20 protein-coding genes and 1 pseudogene are annotated in these 22,751 nt (G+C 53.4%); 10 read left to right on the top strand and 11 right to left on the bottom strand.

The window, feature by feature from the left end:
• The first annotated feature begins 70 nt into the window (after positions 1–70).
• The 3 genes from FWJ25_RS13390 (at position 71) to FWJ25_RS13380 (ending at position 1,860) form a co-directional block, all read left to right on the top strand.
• Positions 71–709 (top strand): MarC family protein, encoded by a 639-nt coding sequence (locus FWJ25_RS13390; protein WP_149600762.1) that lies wholly within the window; start codon positions 71–73, stop codon positions 707–709.
• 20 nt (positions 710–729) lie between these two features.
• Positions 730–1,296, top strand: a complete 567-nt coding sequence (locus tag FWJ25_RS13385) for a gamma-glutamylcyclotransferase (protein ID WP_149600761.1) — start codon at positions 730–732, stop codon at positions 1,294–1,296.
• A gap of 141 nt (positions 1,297–1,437) precedes the next feature.
• Positions 1,438–1,860 carry a hypothetical protein gene (locus FWJ25_RS13380; protein WP_149600760.1) on the top strand — a complete coding sequence of 141 codons (423 nt, stop codon included), beginning with the start codon at positions 1,438–1,440 and terminating at the stop codon, positions 1,858–1,860.
• On the opposite strand, the pseudogene FWJ25_RS13375 reads toward FWJ25_RS13380, so the two are convergent.
• Positions 1,838–2,161: pseudogene (locus FWJ25_RS13375) on the bottom strand (DMT family transporter); the annotation flags it as partial. The gene FWJ25_RS13380 and the pseudogene FWJ25_RS13375 overlap by 23 nt on opposite strands.
• 636 nt (positions 2,162–2,797) lie before the next feature.
• On the opposite strand from FWJ25_RS13375, the gene FWJ25_RS13370 reads away from it, so the two are divergent.
• From FWJ25_RS13370 to FWJ25_RS13360, 3 genes are all read left to right on the top strand, one after another.
• Positions 2,798–3,754 carry a DUF4145 domain-containing protein gene (locus tag FWJ25_RS13370; protein WP_149600759.1) on the top strand — a complete coding sequence of 319 codons (957 nt, stop codon included), beginning with the start codon at positions 2,798–2,800 and terminating at the stop codon, positions 3,752–3,754.
• Between the two features lie 319 nt (positions 3,755–4,073).
• Positions 4,074–4,469 (top strand): DUF2924 domain-containing protein, encoded by a 396-nt coding sequence (locus tag FWJ25_RS13365; RefSeq protein ID WP_149600758.1) that lies wholly within the window; start codon positions 4,074–4,076, stop codon positions 4,467–4,469.
• A gap of 91 nt (positions 4,470–4,560) precedes the next feature.
• Positions 4,561–5,124, top strand: coding sequence for a hypothetical protein (locus FWJ25_RS13360; protein WP_149600757.1), 564 nt, complete (start codon positions 4,561–4,563; stop codon positions 5,122–5,124).
• Positions 5,125–5,240: 116 nt separating this feature from the next.
• Here the strand turns inward: FWJ25_RS13360 and FWJ25_RS13355 are convergent, their stop codons facing one another.
• The 6 genes from FWJ25_RS13355 to FWJ25_RS13330 all read right to left on the bottom strand — a co-directional run bounded on the left by FWJ25_RS13355 (position 5,241) and on the right by FWJ25_RS13330 (position 13,217).
• Entirely contained in the window at positions 5,241–6,842 is a 1,602-nt protein-coding gene (locus FWJ25_RS13355; protein ID WP_149600756.1) for an MBL fold metallo-hydrolase, read from the bottom strand.
• 9 nt (positions 6,843–6,851) lie between these two features.
• Complete coding sequence (locus FWJ25_RS13350) at positions 6,852–8,135, bottom strand: hypothetical protein (RefSeq protein WP_149600755.1); 1,284 nt, start codon at positions 8,133–8,135, stop codon at positions 6,852–6,854.
• A 373-nt stretch (positions 8,136–8,508) separates the two neighbouring features.
• On the bottom strand, positions 8,509–9,240 hold the full coding sequence (locus FWJ25_RS13345; protein WP_149600754.1) for a hypothetical protein: 732 nt from the start codon (positions 9,238–9,240) through the stop codon (positions 8,509–8,511).
• Positions 9,241–9,316: 76 nt separating this feature from the next.
• Entirely contained in the window at positions 9,317–10,084 is a 768-nt protein-coding gene (locus tag FWJ25_RS13340; RefSeq protein WP_223163249.1) for a hypothetical protein, read from the bottom strand.
• A 51-nt stretch (positions 10,085–10,135) separates the two neighbouring features.
• Positions 10,136–11,425 carry a hypothetical protein gene (locus tag FWJ25_RS13335; RefSeq protein WP_149600753.1) on the bottom strand — a complete coding sequence of 430 codons (1,290 nt, stop codon included), beginning with the start codon at positions 11,423–11,425 and terminating at the stop codon, positions 10,136–10,138.
• A gap of 892 nt (positions 11,426–12,317) precedes the next feature.
• Positions 12,318–13,217: a DMT family transporter gene (locus FWJ25_RS13330; protein WP_149600752.1), complete on the bottom strand. Its 900-nt coding sequence runs from the start codon at positions 13,215–13,217 to the stop codon at positions 12,318–12,320.
• A gap of 230 nt (positions 13,218–13,447) precedes the next feature.
• Between FWJ25_RS13330 and FWJ25_RS13325 the strand changes: the two genes are divergently transcribed.
• Both FWJ25_RS13325 and FWJ25_RS13320 read left to right on the top strand, forming a co-directional pair.
• Positions 13,448–14,413, top strand: coding sequence for a LysR family transcriptional regulator (locus FWJ25_RS13325; RefSeq protein WP_149600751.1), 966 nt, complete (start codon positions 13,448–13,450; stop codon positions 14,411–14,413).
• 84 nt (positions 14,414–14,497) lie between these two features.
• The gene (locus FWJ25_RS13320) at positions 14,498–14,809 is read left to right on the top strand and encodes a hypothetical protein (protein WP_149600750.1); all 312 of its coding nucleotides are present in this window, start codon (positions 14,498–14,500) and stop codon (positions 14,807–14,809) included.
• Here FWJ25_RS13320 and FWJ25_RS13315 read toward each other — a convergent pair.
• Complete coding sequence (locus tag FWJ25_RS13315; protein ID WP_149600749.1) at positions 14,803–15,819, bottom strand: lipase secretion chaperone; 1,017 nt, start codon at positions 15,817–15,819, stop codon at positions 14,803–14,805. The genes FWJ25_RS13320 and FWJ25_RS13315 overlap by 7 nt on opposite strands.
• 56 nt (positions 15,820–15,875) lie before the next feature.
• Positions 15,876–16,841 (bottom strand): lipase family alpha/beta hydrolase, encoded by a 966-nt coding sequence (locus FWJ25_RS13310; protein WP_149600748.1) that lies wholly within the window; start codon positions 16,839–16,841, stop codon positions 15,876–15,878.
• A 254-nt stretch (positions 16,842–17,095) separates the two neighbouring features.
• On the opposite strand from FWJ25_RS13310, the gene FWJ25_RS13305 reads away from it, so the two are divergent.
• Positions 17,096–17,929, top strand: a complete 834-nt coding sequence (locus FWJ25_RS13305; protein WP_188093629.1) for a helix-turn-helix domain-containing protein — start codon at positions 17,096–17,098, stop codon at positions 17,927–17,929.
• 8 nt (positions 17,930–17,937) lie between these two features.
• On the opposite strand, the gene FWJ25_RS13300 is transcribed toward FWJ25_RS13305, so the two are convergent.
• Together FWJ25_RS13300 and FWJ25_RS13295 are read right to left on the bottom strand one after the other, a co-directional pair.
• Positions 17,938–20,439 carry an acyl-CoA dehydrogenase gene (locus tag FWJ25_RS13300; RefSeq protein ID WP_149600746.1) on the bottom strand — a complete coding sequence of 834 codons (2,502 nt, stop codon included), beginning with the start codon at positions 20,437–20,439 and terminating at the stop codon, positions 17,938–17,940.
• 118 nt (positions 20,440–20,557) lie between these two features.
• Entirely contained in the window at positions 20,558–21,448 is an 891-nt protein-coding gene (locus tag FWJ25_RS13295; protein ID WP_149600745.1) for a prenyltransferase, read from the bottom strand.
• 110 nt (positions 21,449–21,558) lie between these two features.
• On the opposite strand from FWJ25_RS13295, the gene FWJ25_RS13290 reads away from it, so the two are divergent.
• Positions 21,559–22,749 carry a MalY/PatB family protein gene (locus tag FWJ25_RS13290; protein WP_149600744.1) on the top strand — a complete coding sequence of 397 codons (1,191 nt, stop codon included), beginning with the start codon at positions 21,559–21,561 and terminating at the stop codon, positions 22,747–22,749.
• Positions 22,750–22,751 lie beyond the last annotated feature (2 nt).

The raw sequence follows: 22,751 nt of genomic DNA, 5'->3' as shown, positions 1-22,751 counted from the left end.
GGCGTGCCAGCGATTCTCAGGCTATGCTACTCATCTGTATTCACCTTCTTTTTGACTGGATCTGTCCCGGATGTTTGAAGCCTTTTTCAGCACCTATCTCAGCAGTGCTGTTCGTTTTCTGTTTCTCCTTGCTCCGTTCTTCGTGGTAACCATGTTTTTGGCTTTGACCCGGGGCCTTTCCGCCGCGGAAAAAGCCTCGATTATTCGCCGTGCCTGTGTGTCGGCGTTCATCCTCGGGGTGATTCTGTTTTTTGCAGGGCCCCTGTTGTTCAATGCCATTGGAATCACCCTGAACTCGTTCCGTATTGGGGCTGGTTGTTTGCTGTTCCTGACGGCGATCAGCCTGGTCACCAGCGGTACCCGAAATCATGCGACGGGGCTGCCGGAGGAGGATCGCGATGATGTGGCGGTGGTTCCCCTGGCTATTCCAGTCATCATCGGACCGGCGACGATCGGTGCCATCATGGTCTACGGTGCTGAGTTGAAAACAGCCCCGGAGGTTGTGGGGGGACTGTTCGGTCTTACCACCGGTTTGTTGATTCTGGCGGTGTTGTTGCGCCTGTCCGGTTATCTGGAGCGGGCTGTGGGCAAAACCGGTTTGAACATCATGTCGAAGATCAGCGGCCTGATCCTGTCGGCCATGGCAGCGGAAATTGTGCTGACAGGTATTGCCGGTTTTATCACTAGCACTCAGGCCGTAGGTGCCTAGCCGGGGAGGGAGTGGTCACCGTGTCTGCCAACACCATTGAGCACAACCGCAACAGGTTCAGTTTTGAGGGTATCGATGCGATCTGGCTGTTTGGTTACGGTTCTCTGATCTACAAGGTGGACTTTCCATTCCTGGAAAAACGCCCGGCATCGATCACCGGATGGGCACGCCGTTTCTGGCAGGGCTCTCACGACCACCGGGGCACACCTGAGGCGCCCGGACGTGTGGTGACGCTGGTTGAACAGCCGGATTCTGTCTGCAAGGGTATGGCGTACCGGGTCTCGCCGAGTGTCTTCGAGTATCTGGATGTGCGCGAGAAGAACGGTTACCTGCGGTTTGCGACCCGGATGACGTTTGATGATGGCAGCCATGCGGAAGGCCTGGTTTACATCGCCACGGAGGATAACGAGGCGTTCCTGGGTGAAATGCCGGAGCAGGATATTGCCCGCCAGATTGCCTCGGCCTCTGGTCCCAGCGGTCCAAACTCGGAATACCTCCTCAGATTGGCTGAATCCCTGCGAATATTGGGGGACGAATGCCCGCATACGTTCCTGATCGAAGAGCACCTGACAGCTAGTGACAAGTGAACGTCAACCTGTGTAAAGCTTGTGCAAATACCCTTCGCAAGGGCTGACAGCGTCCTTCCAATTGGTAATCTGGCGGTAAGGCTATCGGGGCAGGTTTCCCGGTACCATCATTCTTGTCGGTCAACGAACAGGAGAGCCGTCATGAAAAAACTACTGATCACCAGTATTGCGGCTATCGCTCTGGGCTTTGCCGGAGTCGCCAGCGCGGACAGCTATCGGGGCGAGCATTATCCTCCGGGCATTCAGAAGCGCCTGGATCAGGGCAAAGGGCTACCGCCGGGGCATCAGAAAAAATATCTGCGGGCAGAGTATCGTCGGGATGATCATCGCCGGCATCGGGATTACGATGACCGCCACCGGTATGATCGCGACCACCGGGATTACAGGGACGGATATCGGGGTGGATACCGGGATCGCTACCGGAGCAAATACGATGATCGCCGTTACCGCTACCGGGATGGTTACCGGACGTCCCTGGGGATAAATGATCATTTACCCCCTGAACTGAGGGTCGTCAGGATCATTAATGACGCTCATTCACTTATTGAGCAGTCCCGCCGCTGATGCGGAGCTTCAGGCCTCTGCGACCGGTTTGCGGTCCAGCCGGACTATAGCCACGGGCGGAGTTCTGCCGCCTGTGGCTGAGGCCAATCAGTACCAATGGGACGACGATCATCAGTGAACCCGCCAGGAACCACAGATCCGGTACTTCTCCGAACCATATCCAGCCAATGCCGACGGCCCAGATCAGCCCGGTGTATTCAGCACTGGTGACCTGGTTTGCGTCTACTTGCCGGTAGGCCAGCAATACGGTCACGTTGTAGCCAAGTATGAGCAATGAGGATCCGATGGCACTGACCAGTATGCCCCGGCCAGATTTAGAGATCTTTGAAATCAATTACTTGAGATGCAGTTGCCAAAATTTGGATTTGAGGTGGCCATGATGAGGCGAGATTCCTTATGACTTTCCATGGATAACATGAGATTTTCGAAAAAGGGTAGTAAAAGCAAAGGGTATCGATATAGGCCAACAGATCTAGCCTCAAAATGCAGGCAGGCAAAGCGTTAATAATGTTACCTCAAAGGTCAGAGCTTTAAGGAACGTAGGGATCTGAATTACTCAAATTAGCAGCAGTCTGATGATCGATTTGGCCGAGACTATCATTTGACCTTCCCCCCATTTATGGTGAAATCTAATTAGTACCTGAGTTCAGGCAATTTTAAACGAAATCGAAAACTCGAGGGAGACTCAGAAAAAGCCCACCCCCTCAGCTGTTAATAAAGTCGGTTTCAGAACTGTTCTTGGAAACGGAGCAGAGTCCCAAGCTCCGATGCTGAAGCTGGAAGAGGCGCCGGATTATCGCTTAAATTGGTTTTGGGGTGATCCACGGTTTAAGCTTTGCTCGGCTTGTCCGGCAGGGGCTTTCATTTCTTGAACGTACGATTATGACTGGCATTCAGCACTCCATATAACTGACCGTTGAACCGTTGGGTATGCGATATGGATATAAACCATCTCCTTGCGTTCGTCCGGCAAGAATTGAATGAGGTCTTAAAGATCTCATCGCTTGAGGATCTTGATCTATCATCCCTGGAAGAAGGTCAGGCTGAACTCATTAAAGGAAAGCTTTTGCGTATTGACCACGCCGCGATAAAGGTGCGCGAGTACCTACAGGGTGAGGTAGCAAATTCAGAGGTGCCGTTGTTTAGCGGCTCAAAATCACTGTTAACCTATTTCGAGCATGAATATCAGCCCCGTGCGGATGTCATTCGCAACATTGCGATCTTCGGAGATGCGCAAGGAGTAACACTTGAGGACTTGTTGGCTGGGAGCGGTTTAAGCCTCGGAAATCCGACCAAGTCCTCTCAGAAATCGACCCCAATTCTCGATGCATTTGATCTCGCAACTGAGCAATTGGAGAATCTTCTGGATTATGACCCGCCGGAACATTTGGAGTATATGGCGGATGAGGAATTGGTCGCTCTTAAGGAGCTTGTTTCGGCCAAATTCTTCGAGCCGGACGAGTGGCACGCGAATATGAAGGAATTGAAGCCTATAGTCTCAAGTCGACGGTCGGAGATGCTTCCAGGCCACGTCCGGGAGAGAATCAAGGAGATATACCGGTCGTTCATCTTCGGAAACTTTCAAAGCGTTGCGGCCATGTCACGTGGAGTCATGGAATATGCTCTGATAGATCGCGCTGGCAGTCTTGGGTACGAGGCCTACGAGAATGATAAGTCTGGGAAGGGGCGCCCGAAATCACTAAGATACTTGATAGATCACGCTGGCGAAATGCGTCCACATATAGCCAGTGACATGGATGCAATTCGGGAGTACGGGAACGACGTAATGCATCCCGAGAAAACCAAGAAGATCCGTTCGTTTCTCCTTTCACGACAGCGGGCGATTGATTGTATAGACCGGGTAAAGCGAGTTTTGGAGGCTGTGTACTCCTAGTTAAAAAGTTGAGCGATCTCGAGTTCCTCCTGTAGAGGTAAACAGCAATTTCAGATGGAGTTCATTTCAAGGGCTTCTGAATGACACTGTATCCATTCCTATCCCGTATTTGGCATCCCGCAACGCCAATCAACGTGCATTGATAACTCCGCACTAGTGGAAGACTGTCCGCTACATTTTGGCTCCGCTGCTATCCGGTATCTGCACATGCTGGCGGCGCCATGCATACAAAGATCCATCCATAGACTCAAAAAATCGTTGCTATAAAAACTATAAATACTACTATTAAAGCTTATTTTGCTGAGTTAAGGGTCGAGTCATGGCAACTATCGAAGTTGATTTTGAAGTTTTCAAAGAGCTAACCGTTCGCCGAGAGTCTGAATTGATGACAGAAAATGACGTGATTCGGTTGCTCCTCGGGCTTGACGATCCAGCATCAAAACCCACGGCAGGTAACGAGACTACAGGCGGAAACCCATGGGTATGTAAGGGTGTTGCCTTCCCCCATGGGACCGAATTTCGCGCAACTTATAAGGGCCAGATGTATACCGGGGTTGTAGCCGAGGGTGCTCTTGTGGTTCAGGGCAAGCGGTTTGCGTCACCCTCGTCTGCTGCCGTTTCAATAACCGGCAACCCTGTTAATGGCTGGAGGTTTTGGGAGTGTTTGCTTCCAGGGGAGAAGCACTGGAAAGTTATTGCAGAGCTGCGGAACTAAACATGCCTAGCCAAGCGCGTGCGTGACCAGGATGGAGCAAAGGGCCATCCATTTACTCAGCGTGTTACGGTGCGAAAGATTGGAGCAAGTCATGAAATCTGATGGTGTATCGGCTGCGTTCTCTTTAATACTAGAGGAAATTCAAGCTGTTGAATCCCAATTAAATCAGGAGGGTTCCGCTGCTTTTAGCAAAAGCCAATATGACGACGCTGAGGCTATTAGTAGTGCGGGAAAAAAACTTAAGGAGTTTCGGTCTAAACTCGTAAAGTTACAGAGTGCATGGAGTTCTGGAATCGATGTAAAAACCCGTGAAAGAGTAAAAATCGAGCCCGGATATTCGATAAGGCCGCACTCTAAATCTGCTCGGACAGGTATCAAAGTCACGCTGGCCAATGGGGCCGTAATTCAGAGAGAAACTGCCGCTCAGACGATGGCTGAAACTATCGAGTATTTTGGACTAGAAAACGTTCGTGCCCTTAGGCTTACTGTGAACGGAGTCGACTTGGTCTCGACGTTGAAACATCCAAAATACGGGCAAGTTCAAGTTGGTAAATTTTTTGTCTGTACCCACAGCAATACCAAAAGCAAAAAGAAATTGCTGGAAGATCTGTCAATAAAGCTCAATCGACCACTAAAAATTGAGATTATTGGGTAATAACCCATTGTAAAAAACCTCTTTTAGTTGCACTGTTGATTAGAGTTGTCTGCCCGTTGGGCCAGATTCCAGCCATTCTTGTGGTTGGAATCTGGCCCAAATAAGCAACATCGAAATCACCCTACGTCCAACAATGTCTGAAGTCGCTCAATCTCCGCTTTTATAGCTTCTGGATCTTTTTCCTCAGGAATCTCAGCACAGCTATTTAGGTCAAACCAGTTATCTTGCGCAATCAACACTTGCTCTATTTTTCGATCCCCGAAACGATTTTCGGTAGCACGATCCAGAATGGCTTGTTTTAGGGCTTTCTTGGCCTCTGGCTCGCCGTGATTTATGAAAATGGTCGCCTTCTTCGATTCAGATGCGTATCCAGCTAGCTCGAATACGTTATCCAGCAGTTGAAGTTGATCGCCATGCCCTGAATAGTATGAGGACATATCGACAACTTCGGCGCCGGAATCTGAGTCCTCCAATAACTCTTTGCCAGCAGAACCACTGGCTTGAAAGCCTGAGATTATGATCGTGTTTTTCGGGCTGTCTCGTAGTAGGCTCAGGTACTCTTTGGATGGACCACTGTCACACATACCAGAACTTGCGAGCACGACGTCAGCATCATTGAGCAAATTTTCGCACGAGTTGCCAGCCGACGATTTACTGCGAGTGCTCGACATTCTAAATGTCACCGTTCCATTGCTGACTTCCCGCCCTTCATGTAAATCACGGAAAAGTTCCCCTATTTTGGTGGGACAGCAGGAGGCTCTGAGGGGGAGCTCATCGCTTAAATACTGAAACTTTCCATTTTTCAATCGCTTCCCAAGCTGGTCCGAATACACCCGATTTATGCGATTACTTAAAGGGCTGTGACAAGCTACCTTCAGTCGCCGCTTTTCTGGCAAGCCTTCTTGGGGAATGGCTCCCTGTTTGGAGGCAATGGTCCAAAGGTCTGCAATAAGCTCCTGCATCCGATGAAAAGCAAAGCTGGGAATTAACACCTTTCCACCCTTCAGGAAGACAGTGCGAGCAATTGTAGTTGCCAACAAGGATGTTCGTGTTTGCCAGCATTTCGAATCCCGGCGCCGATTGCCATAGGTCGACTCTGTAACAATGTAATCGGCTTTTGGATACGGCCTATGATCAGCTTTCAGTAATGGTAGATAAGGGTTGTCATCAGTTTGGCAGCCAAGGTCCCCACTAAAGTGAATGGACGCAAAGTCTTTCAATTCCGCACCCGTATTTTTTGCCCAAGACACCGAAATCGAGCAGCCCCCGAGGACGTGGGATCCTCGGTTATACGTGGCGATTAAATCGTCAGCGAGTGTCAGAATCCGCCCCCAGCTGAACTCTCCGCCATCGATGGCGTGCCAGTTGATTCCCTCAACATCGTTCTGAGAATACAGCTGTGAAATTTTGGCAGCATCCGCGAGCAATTCCTTTGCAACTTCCTTGGTTGCCTGAGTACAGTAAACCCAGCCACGAAACCCCTCAGATACGAGTTTCGGTATCAGCCCGCAATGGTCGAGATGTGCATGTGTCAGAAGCACGTACTGAATCTCGGAAGCTTTGAATGGAAAAGCTTTACGGTTGAGCCACTCAATATGGTGGGGGCCCTGATGGATACCACAGTCTATTAAGAGCTGTGTGTCCGATTCTGTGTGCCACAGCCAGCTACAAGAACCTGTTACTCCATGTATCGCGCCTACAAACTTTACTTTAAGCATGGTTTAACCTCAGAGGACTCGGGCACCGGGAACATAACCGCCGGCCTGGGCAATCTGTTCTTTGATGGCTTGTTCTGGTAGACCTTCCAATCCCAGCCACTCTCTGAGTTCGTTCAAATGGTCGAGCACATGTCTGCCCGAAATCTTAGGAACCACGATTTCGCGTAATGGGTAATGATGGCCGCGGGATGACGTTGGAAGCTGATCGTTTCCGAGTTCTATCGCCAAGCTATAGTTACAATCCCGATTTAGAAAAAGCCTAACTCGATAAGTGCTCCAGAAATCTATGCCCCAATTTGCCCGCGTATTCCTTAAAGGGACCTCTAATCGGTCGGGACCTTCAAACGTAGGAGAGATCGCACGTTGAATTTGATCTCCTGGGTATCTAAAGATGATATCTTCCGAGAATGGAAGGCCTATCTTATTGATATTAAATCTTTTTTCCTCTTCCCATATCAGGTCGCCGGTAAGCACAAACTCAACCCTATCGACGAGATCCCGTTTTTTGGGAGGAGTTGACAGAGAAAAGGGCTTATCAAGACCGGCGTTCTGATAGTGTTTTGGTTCTTGCAACGTTAAGAAAGCTGCACAGATTGCTACTAAGTCGAGAGCATTCAGCTGGACGGAGCCAATTCGTATCCCATACTCGACAGCCTTTTTTTCTAACCCTTTGTTCGAGAGCAACCCTGGACTTCCTACAGGAATGGGAATTTCATCGAGAACATCGATATCATAGAAGGTCGAGGCCCAAAAAAAGCTCTCTATGTCCCCCGGTCTAAACGCCTTGAGGTCGAGTTCCTTGTATCTCCTTTGTACAACCGAAAACCATTGCGCGACTTCTGGGCTCAATAAAAACTTCTCAAACTGAGATATTTTTTTTCTGGCATCGCTAGGTGTCAGTTCGGGTGCCGAATATGTTTCCCGGCATATTGGAGTCAATGCTTTAGCAAGGCTTTCAAGAAAGTGCTGATCACATAGCGTGTTCAGAATGTTGCTAATATGACGCTTGCGAGATAACGCGGGCTCGTCATCCAAGAAATCGGAAATTGAGTTTGCGACCTCGGCATAAATATATTGACCAGGAACACCTCGTGGTTGTCCGAACTCTTCAATCAGCTTATCCCTGTGATCTGGCTTTAGGTGCCACTTGCCTTTCAATCCTTCTGATATACGAGGAGCGGGTACGCCTAACGTGAGCGCCAACCCTTGGTTGTTCAGCCGTGTTGACGATGCGAGCGCATGCCTGAGTAACTGCTCCGTTTCTGTGGCAGGAAAACTAAAATTCTCATTCATTATTTCTCTCCTGTTGAATGCTTTCTTGCAGGAACGACCATAACAGTAGCTAATTACGGTTTTATCGTATTTTAAGCGTAATATATTACGTTAACGTTTTATGGTTGAGCTATGTCCTACGGGAGCGCTCAGTATCTGGGAGAGTTTTTTCTGTTTGTCAGGCAGTTGGGCGTTGTTCGTTGGACTTTCTGATGACATGCCCTCAGGTTTAAGTGGGCTATATCGTGAGGTAGGGGCATTCAGCGACTTAAATGGGGCGATTCACTATAAAGCGTGCAAAACAGTTATTAGTCAGAGTGGGGCATTACTAGGCTGAAAGAGCGTGAGGCTGAGGGCGGTATGTCCGATTGCTCAAGCTCTTGAATCGACTGATTCAATTGCGAGGCGGCAAAACAGTGATGAGGTCGAGAGGGGCGTCATTATTCGCACCACTTTTTTTAGCCAACACAAACCTGAGCCCCGCATAAGGCACTATCACTTGGGCCTCGCCCGAGGTTTTTCGGAACAAAAGCTCGCCTTCCAGCCACACTTCGTAGAGGCATGTTAACAACCGCTCGTAACTGACTTCCCCATCGTCGGACAGGCCATAGCCCCGTTGGAGCAGACGCTGAAGTGAATGAAAGGTTATCTTCATGAAAATAATCGTCGAATCTTGTATCGACTGCTCTGATTGGGAACGCTCTGGGTGCAAAATAGCCGAGCGCTCGAGTACGGTGCTGCCCAAGTACAGGCCTTGACCTTCATTGTATTCCTGGCCAAAAGCCGTTTTCCTGATAAGCTCATCAGCGTATAGCTTCACGAGCAAAACAGTATTGGTTCTTTTGGGATCGGGGCGTTCCATTTTTTGCTTTTTTCGGTCAAACCAAAAACCGATCAGATCTTTTCGTGCGATCGGAAGACGCAAGATAGCTCTCCATCTTTTCGTATACGACGCATGCTCATGAAAGCCGAGAAAACTAACCCCTTTGAGCCAATTCTCCGCGTCGTTGTATTGCATCAGCTCATTCATCAGGCGACTGGCCTTCAGCTTGGCGGTCTCGTCTGAAATCCCGCATTTAACAGGCAGCACTCTCATCGAATCTGGTGTGAGATGTCGCTTATTCATGGTTTCTGGCTCTCTCATCTGAGGTGTTCTTTCCGGACGGCTGGTTGCGATGACCAACTTTCTTACTGTCGCTTGCTCAGCTCAGCGCATCTTTAACCGCTGCCCTTGCCATTAGTCCAAACTTCGAGCGGTCGTGTGTATTTTTGCCGAGCCAATTCGGAATGAGCGCTCCTTGGGCGGCGAAGTGCTCCACATGAACGACTGTGATCGTCGAATCGCTGTAGGCAATCTCGTTGATCCAATGCCACGAGCCGGGTCGCACACGTTGGAACAGCTTGAACGCTTCCCTCACATAGTTTTGCCTGCTACCCATACCAAACATCACAACGAGCTTGGTGCTGTCAGGTAAGCGAGCCAAGAATTCAGTTGAGCAGTTCTCCGCAATCTGCTGGCCGAAGTTTGTCGCTACGAATTTATCCAGCATTCCCCCGCCGCTGCCTTTCCAGACTTGGGCTTTATGGTCAAATCGCTCAACTGTGCAGCGGATCAGAGATCCAAAATGGAATCGCCCGTTACGTTCCGCAATCATTCGGTCCACTTGTTCCTCGAGCTGCTTATCGCCTGCCTCCGGTATCAACCCAACATGAGCGAGGATTTTGCCGACGTTCAATCGGTTGCCTTTGTATGCAATCTCGTCGTGCTGCGTATTTGCAAGCGCTCCTGCCTGTGTTGGCCCTTTGGAAAACCCGAGAACGACAACCTCGGGCTCTGAACTACCCCAAGACAAGGGATTTGAAGTAATTCGCCAGTCTTCGCTTTGCTCCGTTGTAACGTCAAACTGAGTCTCACATCCTGAGAAACACCTGTGGCAATCGACCCTTCCATGCTTTGGTAAACAGTTCATCTCGATCTCCTTGATTGTGTCCAACATCCATCGCGGTCATTGTTTAACCGTCTACTGAGCTGTGCGTGCCTTAAGGAGTGCTTCAACCACTTCATTCAGCACTTCGGGGGTTCTTACATGCACCTTCTTAACTTTTGTACGCGCCAACTCCGGGAACTTGGATAGGCCGCTATGCCTGGCCATCGGCTCTGAGCTTCCGACAGCAGGATAGTGCTTGCGCACAGCGTCTTCAGACACTGGCAGTGACTCCGGTACCCAAAAGAACTGACTCTTACCATTGTGTTCGTGAGCGAAAGCTTGACCCCCTGAAACCATGTACCCGTCCAGTTTTACATTCGGCTTTTTCTGAGTTGGATGCCTCTGGATCTCATCGTGACTCCTAAGGACTCGACGGATTAAGTCAGGAGTCACCACGGTTTCATTCGGTGCTTTGTGCAGAGGATCATCAGACTGGGAGTTCTCCATCTCTGCGAGCAACCGCTCCCGACAGGCTTGTGAGGCAAGTCGGTGGAGGTTTTCAAACAGCCATTTCGCGTCGATCATCAGATGTTTACCGAGCAATGTAGCGTTAGTGGTTGTTACCCAATCGAGCCTCTCTGGATCAAATTGCTTGTTCTTAAAGAACGCTTCAAAGTCACCTCGATCCGACGCACTTGGCAGGAGGTCGAAGACTTCAGCAGTTTTTACCAAGTGGCGATAAGTCTGCCGTCGAATCTCGCCGGCAAGCTCTCTTTCGTCTTGGGCGGGCTCCGTCGGTTTAAGAATTTGTGGCGGCACTCGCTTAAATCCTTGATAGCGACCTTTATGCTTTAACCACCGCTTCACATCGGCAGTTTTTGCAATCCCTGGGCGTTGCTGAGGGAGGTAATCATCGCCCTCAGCGAATCCCGCGAGTCTAATCGTTTCGACAGCCAAGCCGCTCAGCAAAGAAATCTGCTCACGAGTAAGCTGATCGTCTTCGGAGATAGGGAACTCAAGTGTCATTCTGGCGTGGTGTGCTTCAAGCAGCGTTCCGATTATTGCCATTGAATCGGTATTGGATGGCGTTACCGCTACATCTCTCAAGTTAATGTGATAAAACGCCTCCAGCGCCTCTTGGTCTGCCTTATCATCGCTGCCCTGGATGGCGTTAAACGCAAAGTCGTGACACCGCTCCAACAGCTTTTCGAGTTCGAACTGTGTCCTTACGCAGCCGTCGAAATCCATGGATTCGACGTCTATCAAGTCCAGAGCCAATCTGCTGCGATCATCGCCCAGCACGACATTGAGCAAATCCTTTACTTCGCTTTGGATGAAGTTAGTGGCAAAGCTTGCTAGGTCTTCGAGATTGTTCGCGTTCATGTCTTTATCCTCAAAAAGTGTGTTAGGCAACCAGGAACACTTTTAAACTAATTCATTCGATGCGAATTGGCAAGAAATAAGTGTAAAAATTTACCAGAAACACATTTTGGTCGTAGGTGGGGGTTGGAGATTGATGTACGGAGGCTGTTAATAGGAGTACTTAGGGCGTGTTTTCCTGGCAGTGTGATCCCAGCAACTAGCCGTTATTCAATTCAAGGGCAGGAATTATTGCGGTTCTATTGGGGCTTGATAGGCTTCAAGGTACGAACCATGAACTCATATGTGGCTATGACCTGCCCCGGCATTCAATCCAACCGGTGCCTGGTAATGTCCGTTATGAAATGCGGCGAAGGCACTCAAAGGATTGAGTTCGTAACGTAAGGTGCGATTTCGTGCCGACGCCAGTCATATTTTCCGGATTCATGCGAAAAATCAGCCAGGACCTTCTCAGGTCTTTTGAGGTCGACCTTTCGATGCTGAAGAACGGGGGTGGGTAAGCCAGAGGGGAGCAGGTCAGGACCTCCTAGCACACAATGGAAAGCTCTTATTCTGGAGCAATGTAACACTAATAGCCTGTTAGGGTCGCCGTGCAGAAATCCGATGATTCTCTTGATGATCTAATCACCTTCAAAGAGCGCGTTTCGCTCAGTGCCCATAGATTCAATTTTGAGATCGCTTTTTCGATAAAGCTGCTTCAGGACTTTCTTCATTTCCTAAGATAGAAATCCTTAGGCACAGCGACGCCTTTGTCGTTGCAGCATAGCCCCCACGAAAGAGCCGCGTATGCTCGCGGCGTTGACCGTCCCTTCCGAATGTCCGCTTTGCGACCAGATTGACCATTTTCAAAGTTCAACCGCTTTCGTTCCATCCCGGTTGCCAGTGAATCTGTTAATCATGGAGCGGGAGCATCACACCCAGCAAATGAATAGGCCCTGAGAGTTTTGGGTTGTCGCTGACGCGCACGAAATCCCACCATAATAAGCGGCACCACAATCATGGCACTGCCCATCGCGAACCAGAGATCTGGCGTTTCGTTAAATCCTACCCAGCCAATTAGTACTGCCCAAATAAGGCCAGTATATTCAGCGCTGGTTACCTGGCTGGCGTCGACCTGCTGGTATGCCAGCAGCACGGTAATGTTGTAGCCAAGGATAAACAGGGCGGAGCCGGCGGCACTGATCAACATGGATCCGTCCCAGGCTGCGCCCTCCCATATCGCCAGGGCACCCGCCGCTGGCACAATAAGCAGATAGTTCAGGAATAATTTATGAACCGTGGACTGCTGCTTGGGTAGCTGGCGGACCATGACCGCGTTGATGGCGAGGGCAAATGCGGCACCCAGCGCAGCGATGGCCGCCCAGTCGAACGCCACCGGGCGGAGAATCATGACAATGCCCAGAAAACCACTGAACACGGCGGTCACGCTCAGTGGTGTTAGGCGCTCACTAAAAAACACGGCGGCTAAAACCATCACCAGTATCGGAGCCGCATAGAACACGGCGTTGGCCGTGGCCAAGGGCAGGTTGCCGAGCGCGACGACCATGCACAGGATTCCGACGAGATGAATATGTGCGCGTAAGGCGTGAACTTTGAGGCCGGAAAACAGGTGTTGCCGGTTTAGATGGCCTGCCAGTGGTAGCAGCATGAACAGCGTCAGGACACACCGCAAAAAGGCAAACTGGAACACCGGGGCGCCCGGTTCCAAGAGTTTGATGAATACGTCTGAGCCAAGGGCCAGCGCATTGCCAATGACCAGCAATAGTATGGCGCTGTTGACGGTTTTGCCGGACATAGTCGTTCCTCCCTCCGATGCTCTCTGATATTGGTGCCAGCGCCGTTTGGGAAACTGCTTCTGAAAACCGCTGCGAGTACATCCATGTACGCTTGCTCTGCGCCATCCTTGGCTCCGAGCATTTTCAGAAGCAGTTTCCCAAACGACTCCTAAGCAATTGAGTGGGAGTCTAGATGTGCTTTAATATCCGATAAAATGATGAATATTGAATATCTATTAGAAAATTAGATATGAAGCTTCCTCCCCTGAAAGCACTCCCGGTTTTCGAAGCCGTGGCCCGGTTGAATAGTTTTTCCCTGGCTTCGGAGGAACTTGCGATTACCCAGAGTGCCGTTAGCCATCAGATCAAACAGTTGGAAACCTACCTCGGGGAGCGTCTGTTCTGGCGCTCGGGTCGTCGGGTGACGTTAACGGATGAAGGGCGTCAGTATTTCGATGCCATTGGCTCGGCGCTGCTGCAGATTGAGCGCGCCAGTGAGCAACTGTTGGGGCATGAGGAGTCTCGCATTCGGCTGTCGGTGTTCAGTTCATTCGCGGTGCGCTGGCTGGTGCCCAGGTTGCCGGAGTTGCAGCGGTTGCACCCGCAGATTGATCTGTCACTGGAGATGACGAGCGAGAATCCGGTGTTGTCGGACCGGGTTGCCGACTGTTTTATCACCATTCATAAGCAATCCACCGCTTACAGTTACGAACCGCTCTATGTGGAACGCCTGTTTCCGGTGTGCAGTCAGGATTATTGGCAAAAGATCTGTCGTGAGTTGGGGCGAGAAGATGCGGATGCTGAACGCCAGGAGATGTCGCCGGAGGAGGTGGCGTTGTTTCCGCTGCTTTCCACCCACAGTATTTTTGACCGGCCGGCAGGGGACTGGGAAGTCTGGTACCGGTCGGTGGAGCGCTCGATTCCTGCCACTGCGCGGGTTCAGCATTTCAGTCATATGCTGCTCGCCCTTGAAGCGGCTCGGTTTCATCAGGGGATCGCTCTCACCAACGATTACATGCTGAGTACTCGCAAAGACTCGGAGGATTTTGTGCGTTTGCCCTGCCCGGCAGTGATGACGGGGGATGAATTCTATTTTGCCTGGAAGACCAGTCGCCGCCAGGAGCGTGGTATTCAGCTGATACGTCGCTGGTTGGTGGATGAGGCCATTCTAGGGGGGCTCAGAGCGGGTGACCCGGCAGGCACGGACGGTGTCTGACGGAATGGTAAGGAACGGTTCAGGCCCGGTGAGCGTGAGAATGGTAATCTGATCATACATTCTGAACGTTCTGAAGGGTTCGATATGAAGCTGTTGTTGAAATCCATTCTTCTTGTCGTCGCCATTGCGCCGGTGTCTGTGCTGGCCTCTCCGCCTCATAGTAATGGGTTGCCGCCGGGGCTACAGAAAAAAGTGGAGCGTGGTGAGTCATTACCACCAGGCTGGCAAAAAAAGCTCGACTACCGTCGTGGTGACTATCTGGACCGCGACCTTTACCGTTACGGTCGGGTTTACGATATTGATGATCGTCGCCAGCGCATCGAAATCGAAGACAAGGTGTACACGGTGATCAAGGATACCCGTGAGATTGTGGATATTCTTAACGGCCGCTACTGATCCAGTGTTTCCAGTGCCCGGACTCTGAGTTGCTCCGGGCCGTTGAATAGCCGGTTGCGCAGTGACTCTGTTGCCTTGTCACGGTCCGTCGGACTGAGCCCGGATTGCTGAATGCGGGCTTTGTCGTGGTTGTATTGGCTCAGCCGGTCCTGCCAGAGCTTCTGTTGCTCATCCAGAACGGCCAGGCGGGTAGCGGCGGTTTCACCCAGAGCACCGGCTCTGAGTTGGTAGAGTTCAGTCTTTGATGCGCCAGTCCTTTTCAGTACGTCGGTTTGCTGATACAGGTCTGCGTTAATGGTTGCGCGCGTTCTTGCGCGTTGCACGTTCTCCGGCAGTTGCTGCTCCAGAATCTGCAGTTGGCGTTTTTTCTCGTCCGGATCAAACAACGTATTCTGTTCGATTTCCAGTCGGGCCAGCGTGAAATCGTCCAGCTGTTGGTCTCTGCCAAAAAAAGCCGCACTTTCTGCCGCCCCGAAGTAGTCCTGTCGCAGGGCATCAAGCCCGGCCTGCCTCTGCCGGAGCGCGGCCACATCAAAACCATCCATGGTGACGCCACCTGGCAGGCGTTCCTGTAATTCTCCCACGGCCATGCGGTAATCCACATAGCGCTCCAGAAGCGCCAGTGCCTGTGCTTCTGCCGGTTCAGCAAGTCGGGTGTTGAGGGCCGACTGTATGCGCTGGAGAACCAGACCCAGCGGCTCCCTGTCCAGGTTTGCCAAGTGGAAGTCAAACAGTCTCCGAAGTTCCGGAGTGGGTAGCAGATTGCCGTATTCGTCGGTAGCGAGGCGTGAGTCAGGCTCCAGTCCCTGCAGTTCGGAAGGCAGTGGTGGCAGGGGAGCAGATAAGGCTATGGGGGCGGTTGCCGGTGTGCCGGAACCGGATGTTGTGGCTGGCTGGCCTGGTTGTTCGTTTTTCACACCGGTGGTTGTAGGTGTTGTCTGCGTTGAGTGAATGATCAGGCCGCTGGCCAGGATCAGGATGGTGATGAGAAACCCGGTATTTCGGACCATGTCTGGCTCCGTAGCTACTCCGGCTGATGCATGGGCACCAGCCGGAATGGGGTGAATCAGAGCCCCGCGTTTTTCAGGCGGTTCGCATGGTTGCGCATCAGGGTCAGGGGAGAGGTTTCGAACAGGGAAACCAGACCAAGGACCTGATTGTTCACATCCAGATGATTCATGAAGTAATCGTCGCGAATAACCCTGCCGAAGTGGCTGGAACAGCGACCGGTCACGCCGTCATTGGCGCCGGGAATCGCAAGGCTTGTGATGCCGAAGAGCGCATCGGAAATGTCGACGCCCGTAGTGAACTGGGCGGTGCCGCTCCAGGAGTAGAGTCGGATGGTGTTGCCATCGATGGTGATCTGGGATGGACCCTCGCCGCAGTGCGTGGCTGGCATGCCAGCAGGGAAAAGAGCGTTGAAGGCGGCGGAGCCGGGAGCGTTGAACTCAGCCAGCATGGCGTTGATGTCGGATGAATCCGCCGTGTTGTCAGACAGCAGGTTCACCAGATTCCCCACCGCATTCGCCAGTGCCTCGAAGCCGACTCCGGTCAGGCTGCCTTCCGGGGCAACGCCGGTCACGATGTCGGCCAGTTGCGAGCCTCTGTGAGGTGTATGAAGTGTGGTGACCGAGGCAACAAGATCCGGGCGAACATTCATGACATAGCGGGAGGTTATACCGCCCTGGCTGTGTCCGATCAGGTTGAACCTGGTGATGCTGCCTCCGGAGGCAGCGCGGATGGCATCCAACTGCTCGATCAGCCGTTCACCCCGTCGGGCAGAGCTATCGAAGGCGTTGATTTTAGGAATGAAAACCCGCGCCCCTTCGTCTTCCAGAGCGCCGGGAATCCGGTACCAGTAATCCACACCCGCAATGGTGTCGAAGGCAAAAATCCCGGGTACGAGAACGATGGGATAGCGGGTTGCGGCTTCATCGCTGGAGCCCCAGAGCCAGTCAAAAAGCCCGGCATGGGCAGGGAAGGTAAAACTGCAGGCGAGCGCTACCAGTGCGCCCTTGAGCCACGATTTCATAGGTTTGTCCTTTTATCTTTGTTATGGGAATGACGTCGTCAGAACGGCAGGCTCAATCTACGCCGGGAATCCACCATGGCGCTTGTAAGAACTGACGAGAAGTGGGGAAAGGATCAAAATTCCATAAACTGATCACGAAACGGACAATTGGTCGGGGTGGTTCGGACCGGATTTACCTAGAATCAGCTCAACCAGTCAAAAAATAAGAAGCCGGCGGGCGGGATTGCCCAGCCAGGCAAGGAATGCGTGTACCGATGGAAGCTGAGCGATCAAATCTCCTGTACCTGTGGCCACGGCGAACCCTGTTTGTAGGCTGTGTTGCACAGCCAATACAGTTCAGTCAGGCCGCAGCCTCTTTGGTGTTTGGTGTGCATGCGCCGCTCACTGTCCGGGTACCGGGCCATGATGCCAGGCAGTGGCATTCGTTGTTACTTGCTCCCGGCGCAAAGGTCGCCATAGAACCCTCCGGCCAGTTAGTGGCCGCGTGTTATCTGGATGCGCTGGGTCAGGATTACCGCCTGCTTTCGGCACGGATGCGTCCGCTGATTCCAGGTGTTCACGGCGCCGTACCCGGGGAACACGGGTTCCGACAATGGCTGGCGGATTTACATCAGTCTCCACTACGTCCGGCTGACGTCTACAGTGAACTGGAAGCCCATATCAACCCGGCGGCAGACGATTATCCAATGGCGGATCCGCGAATCGAAAAGGTCGTGGAGAGGATTCGGCAGGAGGTCTCACGCAATGTGTCTGTGGAGACTCTGGCCGGGGAGGTGAACCTGTCGGTGTCACGGCTGGTGGAGCTGTTTCGTGGGCAGGTAGGGGTACCCATCCGTCGTTACCGGCAATGGCATCGCCTGTTTGTCACGTTTACCGGTGTAAACAAAGGCGAGACGCTGACAGAAGCGGCTATTGCGGCCGGTTTCACCGATTCGGCGCATTTCTCTCATACCTTCCGGATGACGCTGGGTATGAAGCCTTCGGATATCCTCGCCATGCTGTCTGGACGCCTGTTTGTGGACATCCACCAAAGCCATACCCCGGCGAGGTCGGGGTATGGCCCTGCTGGTATCCCGTGCGCTTTCTAGCGAGTGTTTCAGTCCCTCGGAGGGCGCTCGACCACTTTGCGTTTTCCTTTGGCACAGCGGGACAGAGCCTTCAGGCCTTCACCCTCGAAAGCATCCACCCGAATCACGTCGTACAGCGCTGTCAGAGCCTCCAGTAGCTTGTCGCACTCATCGGCTTTTACGATGCCTTGTGCGCAGGCCCAGTCCACCAGTTCCTTGCGCTGATGCCCCATCAGCAGGGCAATGCCGTCGAGTTCGTCCTCATCCCGGTTTCGGATGGCTTCGTGCAGCCGGCTTCGCATGTCTGCGGTTTCGTTAGCCAGTTTGTAGGCGTTCAGTACCCTGCCCAGCGGATCGTCCGGATCCATGGTGCTGAAGGCGCCACGGCTTATGCGGTGGCGCAACGGGGTGTCCTTGACGATGGTGCTGGCCACCTCGGCTCCCAGCCGATCGTCCGGGCCGTTCAGGCCGATGGCTCCCAGCGGGAAGGCCAATAACCGCAGAGGCCAGCGGAGGGCGGGTACCGGGAAATTGATGATGGCTTCTCGCATGGAATCCTGAAGATCCCGCAGGCAGGTTTGCAGGGACCATTCCACCAGTGGACGTTGATCATCCGGATAGCCCTCTTCATGCCATTGCTTGATCACCGCTGTAGCGTAGTAGAGCTGGGTGAGACAGTCGGCCATCCGGCCAGAGAGCCGCTGCCGGGCCTTGAGGCCGCCTCCAACGGAGAGCAGGGTAACGTCGGTCATCAGGGCGAAGGCTGCCGAGAAACGGGCGAGCTGGCGGTAGTGACGCTTTATGTTGCCTTGCCTGGGAACGGATTCAATAACACCGCCGCTGAGCGCCAGCAGGAAAGCGCGCAAGGCGTTGCGGGTGGTGTGGGCCAGGTGGCTGTAGAAAATGCCATCGAACTTCCGCACCGCCTGGCTCTCATCCTCCATACCGGCGGCTTCGATTTCCTCAACGATGAACGGATGGCAGCGGATGGCGCCCTGTCCGAAGATCATCAGGCTTCGGGTCAGGATGTTGGCGCCTTCGACGGTGATACCGATAGGGACTGCCTGATAAGCCCGCGCCAGGAAGTTGCGTGGGCCGGTTATGACACCTCGTCCGGCAACTACGTCCATGGCGTGGTTGATCACTTCCCGCATCAGATCGGTGTTGCGGTACTTGAGCACCGCAGACGGTACCGAGGGCCGTACGCCCCGATCCAGCATTCCCGAGGTCAGCAGGCGTGCGGCATCCATCATGTAGGTATAGCCGGCGATAGGTTCGAGGGCTTCCTGGACGCCTTCGAACTGGCTGATGGAACGGCCAAACTGTTCTCGGGTGTAGGCATAGGAACCGGTGGCCAGGCTTGCCACTTTACCCGCACCGGTGCCCAGTGCCGGAAGGGAGATGGAACGGCCGATAGACAGGCATTCTAGAAGCATGGTCCAGCCCTTACCCAGCATATCCTGGCCGCCGATGACCTGATCCATCGGAATGAACACCTCGGTACCCCAGGTCGGGCCATTCATGAACACGGTATTCATTGGCAGGTGCCGGGCTCCGGCGTTCACGCCCTCGGTTTCACGCGGAACCAGTACACAGGTCACTCCGACGTCGTCCTGCCCACCGAGAAGCTTGTCAGGGTCGTAAACCTTGATGGCCAGACCGATCAAGGTAGCAACCGGGGCCAGCGTGATGTAGCGTTTGTTCCAGGTAACCTTGAGGCCAAGGACTTCCTTGCCTTCCCATTCGCCCTTGCAGACGATGCCTTTATCCGGGATGGCGCCGGCGTCTGAGCCGGCGACTGGCGAGGTCAGGGCGAAGCAGGGGATTTCTTCGCCATTGGCGAGTCGCGGCAGGTAATGCTGTTTCTGTTCAACGCTACCGTAGTGCATCAGCAGTTCGCCCGGGCCAAGGGAATTGGGCACCATGACGGTCACGGCTGCGGATACGCTGCGGGTGGAAATCTTCATCACAATTTCGGAGTGGGCGGTGTTTGAGAAGCCCATACCGCCATTCTCTTTCGGGATCACCAGTCCGAAAAAGCCGTTTTCCCGAATGAATTTCCAGACTTTATCCGGAAGATCATAGTGCTCATGGGTGATTTTCCAGTCGTCCAGCATCTTGCAAAGCTTTTCCACCGGGCCATCAAGGAAGGCCTGCTCCTCGCTGCTCAGGTGGGCGGGCCGGGCGTCCAGCAATTTGTTCCACTTTGGCTTGCCGGAGAAGAGTTCGCCGTCCCAGTCCACCGAGCCGGATTTCAGCGCTTCGGACTCTGTATCTGACAGCTTGGGTAGTCTGCTGCGAACCCAGCCAAGCAGTGGCCGGCTCAGCTTATTAAGGCGGAGATCGCCGGGGAGAACCAGAATCAGTGCGAGGGCCAGCAGGATGCCGCCAAACAGAATGCTGGCGAGGTGCCATTCATCCTGAAATAGCCCCACAACCGTGGCTATGGCCATGATCGCGGCAGCAGTGGAGCCTCCAATACCTAGATAGATCAGCACAAGGGCGCTGATCACCAAGAGCAGAACACTCATGGGCAGACCTCCATATCGTGAATGAAATCAACCAGATTCGTTTTTAACCATCGGTCAAATTTCGTTCAGTTGCAAGGGCGCAGGAGGTGATGTTCACGGCATTGTGGGCCCCATGAGACTAAAGGCTGATGCCGGTCACCAATAACGCCAGGGTGCTCAGCAGAACCGCTACGTTGGTGCCGAGTATCGGGTTCAGGCATTCTGGTTGCTCAAGCACCGACGGCAGTTTTCTGCTTATCCACAGTGCGGCGGGCAACGGGATCAGCGCCAGTGCAGACCAGGCTGGCAGCCACTGTGCGAGGGCACCCATTCCGATCAGGGCGAAACTTCCCAACAGCATAGCCGCTACCAGTCGAGCGGCAGCCGGTTTACCCCGGGTAATAACCAGATGTCGCCGGCCAACCTCCCGGTCTGCTTCGGCATCCGGGATCTGGTTGATCAACAGCAGTTCGCTCACCAGCAGCAGGCTGATCACTGATGCGGTGATGGCGCTGGCATCCAGGCTCGCCCCGAGAGCGACCAGAGTACCCAGCACCATCACCGGCCCAAACCCCATGCCGGGAGCCAGCAGGCAGAGTAGCGGAGAGCGGGTGATCCAGCGTGTATAGGTCAACACGAGCAATACGCCCGCCACGCCAAGAACCAGCATGGGAAGGCCCCGTTGCCAGAGAAAGTAGATGCCAATGGCAACCACGAGCCCGAGGGTACTGATGGCGGCCATCAACACGCCACGGGCTGCACTAGGCGCCTCTGGCAGAGCTCCGCTGCCACCTGAAAAGGGCGTGCGCCGGGTGATCATATCCAAGCCGGAAACGAAATCTTCGTACTCGTTGAACAGATTGACCGCGGCATGGGCCAGCAGTGCACCAATAAGTGCCAGTAGCGTGTCGAGAATGGCAGGGGCTACGCCCTGTCGCCAGGCCAGGGCGACGCCCAGCCCTGCACATAATGGCGCGAGGATCAGAAAGTTAGGGCGGAAGGCCCGTACTACGGCGGCTGTTTCAGGCATCGGGTTCCCTTCACATTCCTTGGCGGGGAGATAACAGGTAAGAAGATCAACTGGATAGCATTTATAATAGCCGAACCGATTTTATCCAGGCAGTTATTCCGGGGTGTTTTGTGTCTGTGCCATTTGATGAATCTGTTAATCGCATCAATACCTGTTCCGTGAAGTATGACGTACGCAAGGCGGTCTTCGGACGCGACGATGTGATCCCCGTATGGGTCGCTGATATGGACTTCCCGGCGCCGGAAGCCGTCACTCAGGCGCTGATGGAGCGGGCCGCTCACCCGGTGTACGGTTACACGATTTTTCCCGACAGCCTCTATCAGGCGATGATCGACTGGTATCGAAGCCGTCATGGCTGGACCATCGAGCGGGATTGGATACTGATGGCGCCGGGTGTTGTGCCTTCATTACATGCCGCTTGTATGGCCTACGCCGAGGCGGGTGAAGGCGTGATTATCCAACCACCGGTCTACCCTCCGTTTTTCAGTTCTGTGAATCTGAGTGGACGCAAGGTGATCGAAACCCCCCTGATCCGGGAAGACGACGGTGGTTCCGGGCGTTATCGGATGGATCTTGAACATCTGGAAGCCTGTGCTGCCAGGCCGGATGCCCGAATCCTGATGCTGTGCTCTCCCCACAACCCCGTTGGACGTGTATGGAGCAGCGAGGAACTGCAGTCGGTTCTGGATATCGCCCGACGTCACGGGCTGGTAGTGATTTCAGACGAAATTCATTGCGACCTCGGGTATGCCGATAGCCACCGTCATTCGGTGCTGGCGACACTGGCTGACGCGGATGACGCCCTGGTAACGGCTGTAGCGCCGAGCAAGACCTTCAACATGCCCGGGCTTGGGCTCTCAGCGTTGGTCATTCCTGATCCGGCCCGCCGTAAAGCGATGAAATCTGTGTTTGAGTCCATGCACCTTCCCCAGTGCAACCCATTCAGCATTGCCGGGTTTGAAGCGGGGTACCGCCATGGTGCTCCCTGGCTGGACGAGTTGATGATTTACCTGCAGAACAACCGGGATTTCGTTGTCGACTGGATAACTCGGCGGATCCCCGGCATCCGGACCACTGCCCCGGAGGGAACCTACCTGATGTGGCTCGACTGCCGGGGTCTGGGGCTGGACGATACTGAGCTCAAACGGTTTTTCGTCCATGATGCCGGAGTTGGCATGAACCCCGGCGTATCGTTCGGGGCGGAGGGCCGGGGGTTCATGCGCCTGAATATCGGTTGCCCGCGAAGCCGCCTGGAGGAGGTACTCGAACGCATCGAAGCTGCGGTCAAAGCCCGGGGCTGAAC

Origin of the sequence: Marinobacter salinexigens (assembly GCF_008370345.1) — a bacterium.
GTDB classification, from domain to species: Bacteria; Pseudomonadota; Gammaproteobacteria; order Pseudomonadales; family Oleiphilaceae; genus Marinobacter; species Marinobacter salinexigens.
The sequence above is the reverse complement of the archived record's forward strand: the minus strand, read 5'-3'. Positions and strand labels throughout refer to the sequence as shown.

Coding starts and splice junctions, on each gene's coding strand:
- FWJ25_RS13390 (WP_149600762.1), top strand. CDS start 71: ATGTTTGAAGCCTTTTTCAGCACCTATCTCAGCAGTGCTGTTCGTTTT.
- FWJ25_RS13380 (WP_149600760.1), top strand. CDS start 1,438: ATGAAAAAACTACTGATCACCAGTATTGCGGCTATCGCTCTGGGCTTT.
- FWJ25_RS13370 (WP_149600759.1), top strand. CDS start 2,798: ATGGATATAAACCATCTCCTTGCGTTCGTCCGGCAAGAATTGAATGAG.
- FWJ25_RS13365 (WP_149600758.1), top strand. CDS start 4,074: ATGGCAACTATCGAAGTTGATTTTGAAGTTTTCAAAGAGCTAACCGTT.
- FWJ25_RS13360 (WP_149600757.1), top strand. CDS start 4,561: ATGAAATCTGATGGTGTATCGGCTGCGTTCTCTTTAATACTAGAGGAA.
- FWJ25_RS13355 (WP_149600756.1), bottom strand. CDS start 6,842: ATGCTTAAAGTAAAGTTTGTAGGCGCGATACATGGAGTAACAGGTTCT.
- FWJ25_RS13350 (WP_149600755.1), bottom strand. CDS start 8,135: ATGAATGAGAATTTTAGTTTTCCTGCCACAGAAACGGAGCAGTTACTC.
- FWJ25_RS13345 (WP_149600754.1), bottom strand. CDS start 9,240: ATGAATAAGCGACATCTCACACCAGATTCGATGAGAGTGCTGCCTGTT.
- FWJ25_RS13340 (WP_223163249.1), bottom strand. CDS start 10,084: ATGAACTGTTTACCAAAGCATGGAAGGGTCGATTGCCACAGGTGTTTC.
- FWJ25_RS13335 (WP_149600753.1), bottom strand. CDS start 11,425: ATGAACGCGAACAATCTCGAAGACCTAGCAAGCTTTGCCACTAACTTC.
- FWJ25_RS13330 (WP_149600752.1), bottom strand. CDS start 13,217: ATGTCCGGCAAAACCGTCAACAGCGCCATACTATTGCTGGTCATTGGC.
- FWJ25_RS13325 (WP_149600751.1), top strand. CDS start 13,448: ATGAAGCTTCCTCCCCTGAAAGCACTCCCGGTTTTCGAAGCCGTGGCC.
- FWJ25_RS13320 (WP_149600750.1), top strand. CDS start 14,498: ATGAAGCTGTTGTTGAAATCCATTCTTCTTGTCGTCGCCATTGCGCCG.
- FWJ25_RS13315 (WP_149600749.1), bottom strand. CDS start 15,819: ATGGTCCGAAATACCGGGTTTCTCATCACCATCCTGATCCTGGCCAGC.
- FWJ25_RS13310 (WP_149600748.1), bottom strand. CDS start 16,841: ATGAAATCGTGGCTCAAGGGCGCACTGGTAGCGCTCGCCTGCAGTTTT.
- FWJ25_RS13305 (WP_188093629.1), top strand. CDS start 17,096: ATGGAAGCTGAGCGATCAAATCTCCTGTACCTGTGGCCACGGCGAACC.
- FWJ25_RS13300 (WP_149600746.1), bottom strand. CDS start 20,439: ATGAGTGTTCTGCTCTTGGTGATCAGCGCCCTTGTGCTGATCTATCTA.
- FWJ25_RS13295 (WP_149600745.1), bottom strand. CDS start 21,448: ATGCCTGAAACAGCCGCCGTAGTACGGGCCTTCCGCCCTAACTTTCTG.